The sequence below is a fragment of the Streptomyces sp. NRRL B-24572 genome (genome assembly GCF_002156145.1).
Lineage (GTDB): Bacteria > Actinomycetota > Actinomycetes > Streptomycetales > Streptomycetaceae > Streptomyces > Streptomyces vietnamensis.
Map to the genome: position 1 here is coordinate 1 of NZ_MWIG01000605.1, position 4,877 is coordinate 4,877.

General features: G+C 69.8%; 5 protein-coding genes and 1 pseudogene. 5 read left to right on the top strand and 1 reads right to left on the bottom strand.

The features are described from left to right. The first annotated feature begins 77 nt into the window (after positions 1 to 77). From CCN56_RS31400 to CCN56_RS31420, 5 genes are all read left to right on the top strand, one after another. Positions 78 to 1,001 carry an ABC transporter permease gene (locus tag CCN56_RS31400; RefSeq protein ID WP_086831300.1) on the top strand — a complete coding sequence of 308 codons (924 nt, stop codon included), beginning with the start codon at positions 78 to 80 and terminating at the stop codon, positions 999 to 1,001. Beyond that, positions 994 to 2,010: an ABC transporter permease gene (locus tag CCN56_RS31405; RefSeq protein WP_086831301.1), complete on the top strand. Its 1,017-nt coding sequence runs from the start codon at positions 994 to 996 to the stop codon at positions 2,008 to 2,010. The genes CCN56_RS31400 and CCN56_RS31405 overlap by 8 nt, the downstream gene beginning before the upstream one ends. A gap of 6 nt (positions 2,011 to 2,016) precedes the next feature. Further along, positions 2,017 to 3,000 (top strand): ABC transporter ATP-binding protein, encoded by a 984-nt coding sequence (locus CCN56_RS31410; RefSeq protein ID WP_086831302.1) that lies wholly within the window; start codon positions 2,017 to 2,019, stop codon positions 2,998 to 3,000. Beyond that, a complete protein-coding gene (locus tag CCN56_RS31415; RefSeq protein ID WP_086831303.1) occupies positions 2,993 to 4,144 on the top strand; it encodes an ABC transporter ATP-binding protein in 1,152 nt (383 codons plus the stop codon). Before CCN56_RS31410 ends, CCN56_RS31415 begins: the two co-directional genes overlap by 8 nt. Before the next feature lie 179 nt (positions 4,145 to 4,323). Continuing rightward, positions 4,324 to 4,638 carry a hypothetical protein gene (locus CCN56_RS31420; protein WP_256962275.1) on the top strand — a complete coding sequence of 105 codons (315 nt, stop codon included), beginning with the start codon at positions 4,324 to 4,326 and terminating at the stop codon, positions 4,636 to 4,638. On the opposite strand, the pseudogene CCN56_RS31425 reads toward CCN56_RS31420, so the two are convergent. Then, positions 4,595 to 4,877, bottom strand: a pseudogene (locus CCN56_RS31425) (hypothetical protein); the annotation flags it as partial. The gene CCN56_RS31420 and the pseudogene CCN56_RS31425 sit on opposite strands and share 44 nt — an antisense overlap.

Below are 4,877 nucleotides of genomic sequence, written 5' to 3' on the forward strand. Positions count from 1 at the left end.
GCGGTGTACGGCCCGGGCCGCGGACCCCCGCGCCGGGCCGTACGCCGTCCCGCAACCCACCCTTCCTGGAGGCCTCCGTGGGTCGATACGTGATCCGGCGGCTGCTGCAGATGATCCCGGTCTTCTTCGGCGCCACGCTGTTGATCTTCCTGATGGTGAACGTGATGGGCGACCCCATCGCCGGCCTCTGCGGCGACCGCGCCTGCGACCCGGCGACCGCCGCCCAGCTGAAGAAGGAGTACGGCCTCGACAAGCCGGTCTGGCAGCAATACCTGACCTACATGGGCAACGTCTTCACCGGCGACTTCGGCACCGCCTTCAACGGCCAGCCCGTCACCGAGCTGATGGCCGACGCCTTCCCGGTCACCATCCGGCTCACCATCGTGGCGATCCTCTTCGAGATCGTCATCGGCATCACCCTGGGCGTCCTCACCGGCCTCAAGCGCGGCCACCCCGTCGACACCAGCGTCCTGCTGCTGACCCTCGTCGTCCTCTCCGTCCCCACCTTCGTCACCGGCCTGCTCATCCAGTACCTCCTGGGCGTCGAATGGGGCTGGATCAATCCGGCCGTCTCGCCCGAGGCGCCCTTCAGCGAACTGATCGTCCCCGGCCTCGTCCTCGCGTCCGTCTCCCTCGCGTACGTCACCCGGCTCACCCGGACCTCGATCGCCGAGAACAAGCGCGCCGACTACGTCCGCACCGCCGTCGCCAAGGGCCTGCCCCGCCGCCGGGTCATCAGCCGTCATCTGCTGCGCAACAGCCTCATCCCGGTGGTGACCTTCATCGGCGCCGACATCGGCGCGCTCATGGGCGGCGCCATCGTCACCGAACGGATCTTCAACATCCACGGCGTCGGCTTCCAGCTCTATCAGGGCATCGTCCGCCAGAACACCCAGACGGTCGTCGGCTTCGTGACCATCCTCGTCCTGGTGTTCCTGCTGGCCAACCTTCTGGTCGACCTCCTGTACGCCGTCCTTGACCCGAGGATTCGCTATGCCTGAGCCCGAGTCGTTCGAACCGCTTGAGTCGTACGGAGAGGAAGGGCGCGCCATCGCCTCGACCGGAGCCGGGGGCGCGGCCGACTTCGGCACCGCCGACGCCGAGACGCTGGAGAAGAACCTGGAGAACGACCCCGACACGGCCCCCGACGCCGGCCCCGACAAGAAGCCCCGCTCCCTCTGGTCCGACGCCTGGCACGACCTGCGCCGCAACCCGATCTTCATCATCTCCGCGCTGGTCATCCTCTTCCTGGTGATCATCTCCATCTGGCCCTCCCTGATCGCCTCCGGAGACCCGCTCGACTGCGACCTGGCCAAGGCCCAGGAGGGCTCCCAGCCCGGCCACCCCTTCGGCTTCAACGGCCAGGGCTGCGACGTCTACACCCGGGTCGTCTACGGCGCCCGGACGTCCGTGACCGTCGGCGTCCTCGCCACCCTCGGCGTCGCGATCCTCGGCAGCGTCCTCGGCGGCCTGGCCGGCTTCTTCGGCGGAGCCTGGGACGGGCTCCTCTCCCGGGTCACCGACGTCTTCTTCGCCATCCCCGTCGTCCTCGGCGGCCTGGTCCTGCTGTCCGTGGTCACCAGCGCCACCGTCTGGCCCGTCATCGGCTTCATGGTGCTGCTCGGCTGGCCGCAGGTCTCCCGCATCGCCCGCGGTTCCGTCATCACCGCCAAACAGAACGACTACGTCCAGGCCGCCCGCGCGCTCGGCGCCTCCAACTCCCGGATGATGCTCCGGCACATCACGCCGAACGCCGTCGCCCCCGTGATCGTCGTCGCCACCATCGCCCTCGGCACGTACATCGCGCTCGAAGCGACCCTGTCGTACCTCGGCGTCGGACTGAAGCCCCCGACCGTCTCCTGGGGCATCGACATCTCCTCGGCGTCGCAGTACATCCGCAACGCGCCCCACATGCTGCTCTGGCCGGCCGGCGCGCTCGCGATCACCGTGCTCGCGTTCATCATGCTCGGCGACGCGGTGCGCGACGCCCTCGACCCGAAGCTGAGGTAGGGACCCATGCTGCTCGAAGTGCGCGACCTGCACGTGGAGTTCCACACCCGGGACGGGGTGGCCAAGGCGGTCAACGGGGTCAACTACTCCGTCGACGCGGGGGAGACCCTCGCCGTGCTCGGCGAGTCCGGCTCCGGCAAGTCCGTCACCGCCCAGGCCGTCATGGGCATCCTCGACATCCCGCCCGGGAAGATCAGCGGCGGCGAGATCCTCTTCCAGGGCCAGGACCTCCTCAAGCTGAAGGAGGAGGAACGGCGCAGGATCCGCGGCGCCAAGATGGCGATGATCTTCCAGGACGCGCTGTCCTCCCTCAACCCCGTCATCAGCGTCGGCGACCAGCTCGGCGAGATGTTCCAGGTCCACAAGGGGATGTCGCGCAAGGACTCCCGGGCCAAGGCCGTCGAGCTGATGGACCGGGTCCGCATCCCCGCCGCCAAGGAGCGCGTCGGCCAGTACCCCCACCAGTTCTCCGGCGGCATGCGCCAGCGCATCATGATCGCGATGGCGCTCGCCCTCGAACCCGAACTGATCATCGCCGACGAGCCGACCACCGCCCTCGACGTCACCGTCCAGGCCCAGGTCATGGACCTCCTCGCCGAGCTCCAGCGCGAGCTCAACATGGGCCTCATCCTCATCACCCACGACCTCGGCGTCGTCGCCGACGTCGCCGACAAGATCGCCGTCATGTACGCGGGGAAGATCGTCGAACAGGCGCCCGTGCACGAGATCTACAAGGCCCCCGCCCACCCCTACACCCGGGGCCTGCTCGACTCGATCCCGCGCCTGGACCAGAAGGGCCAGGAGCTCTACGCCATCAAGGGCCTCCCGCCCAACCTCCTCGCCATCCCGCCCGGCTGCTCCTTCAACCCGCGCTGCCCCATGGCCCAGGCCGTCTGCCGGACCGACGAACCCCCGCTGTACGACGTGACCGAGTCCCCGGTGCCGCGCGCCAGCGCCTGCCACTTCTGGAAGGAGTGCCTCCATGGCTGAGGCGATTCTCGAAGTACGGGACCTCCACAAGCACTACCCGCTGACCCAGGGCATCCTCTTCAAGAAGCAGGTCGGAGCCGTCAAGGCCGTCGACGGCGTCGACTTCGACCTCGCCGCCGGCGAGACCCTCGGCATCGTCGGCGAGTCCGGCTGCGGCAAGTCGACGGTCGCGAAGATGCTGGTCAACCTGGAACGGCCCACCTCCGGGACCATCCGCTACAAGGGCGACGACCTCACCAAGCTGTCCCCCCGGGCGCTGAAGGCCGTCCGCCGCAACATCCAGATGGTCTTCCAGGACCCGTACACCTCGCTCAACCCGCGCATGACGGTCGGCGACATCATCGGCGAGCCGTACGAGATCCACCCCGAGGTCGCGCCCAAGGGCGACCGGCGCCGCAAGGTCCAGGACCTCCTGGACGTCGTCGGCCTCAACCCCGAGTACATCAACCGCTATCCGCACCAGTTCTCCGGCGGCCAGCGCCAGCGCATCGGCATCGCCCGCGGCCTCGCCCTCCAGCCCGAGATCATCGTCGCGGACGAGCCGGTCTCCGCGCTCGACGTCTCCGTCCAGGCGCAGGTGATCAACCTCCTCGACAGCCTCCAGTCCGAGTTCTCCCTGTCGTACGTCTTCATCGCCCACGACCTCTCGATCGTCCGGCACATCTCCGACCGCGTCGGCGTCATGTACCTCGGCCGGATCGTCGAGATCGGCACCGACGCCGAGATCTACGACCACCCCACCCACCCCTACACCCAGGCGCTGCTCTCCGCGGTCCCCGTCCCCGACCCGGAGGCGCGCGAGCACCGCGAGCGGATCCTCCTCGCCGGCGACGTGCCGTCCCCGGCGAACATCCCCTCCGGCTGCCGCTTCCGCACCCGCTGCTGGAAGGCCCAGGAGCGCTGCGCCCTCGAAGTCCCGCTGCTCGCCGTCCCGGCCGTCTTCCGCCTCACGGACAGCCCCGCGAAGCACGACTCGGCCTGTCACTTCGCGGAGGAGAAGCAGGTGGTGCCGCCGGAGGAGCCGCAGGAGCTCCAGAAGCCGCAGGAGCTCCAGAAGCCACAGGAGTTCCAGGAGCCCCAAGAACCGCAGGGGCCCCAAGAACCCCAAGAACCCCAGGGGCCCCAGGGGCCGGAAAGGCCGTAACGCGCGGGCAACTCGGCGGAATTGGATCCGATATACGGACATTGGACATTGGACACCGTACGGCCGTGCGGGTGCCGTGAGCCGGCCGGGAGCGTGCCATGTCGCCCCCGGCCGGCTGCCACACGCCGTTCATGCGGAACGGCTTGTTTCGCCGCCCCGCGACCGTGAGTATCGGGGCCGTGACTGTGACACGGCCTGCACGTCTCACCGGCGCCGCGCTCTGCGCCGCGCTCGCCCTCATCGCCGCCGTGTGGATCCTCCAGGACCTCGCCGCGCTCGGCTCGCCCGTCGACCTCGCGTGGTACTGGGCCGGGGACCACCACTTCCTGATCCGGGGACGGTCCACCACCTCCCTGATCGACCCCGTCCTCCTCGCCGCCTACGCCGCCACCGTCGTCGCGGCCCTCCGCTCACGGCACGCGGCCTCCGCGCTCGCCGCCGCCGGCACGGTCACCCTCGCCCTGCGCCGAGGGCCAGTTCGAGGAGGGCGGTGACGAGGGCACCGCTCCCGGGCGCCCAGAGCCCGGGGAGGCGCAGGGCGAGGGTGACCGTGCCGGCGGCGGCGAGCGCGGAGGCCGCGTGCCGTGAGCGGAGGGCCGCGACGACGGTGGCGGCGTAGGCGGCGAGGAGGACGGGGTCGATCAGGGAGGTGGTGGACCGTCCCCGGATCAGGAAGTGGTGGTCCCCGGCCCAGTACCACGCGAGGTCGACGGGCGAGCCGAGCGCGGCGAGG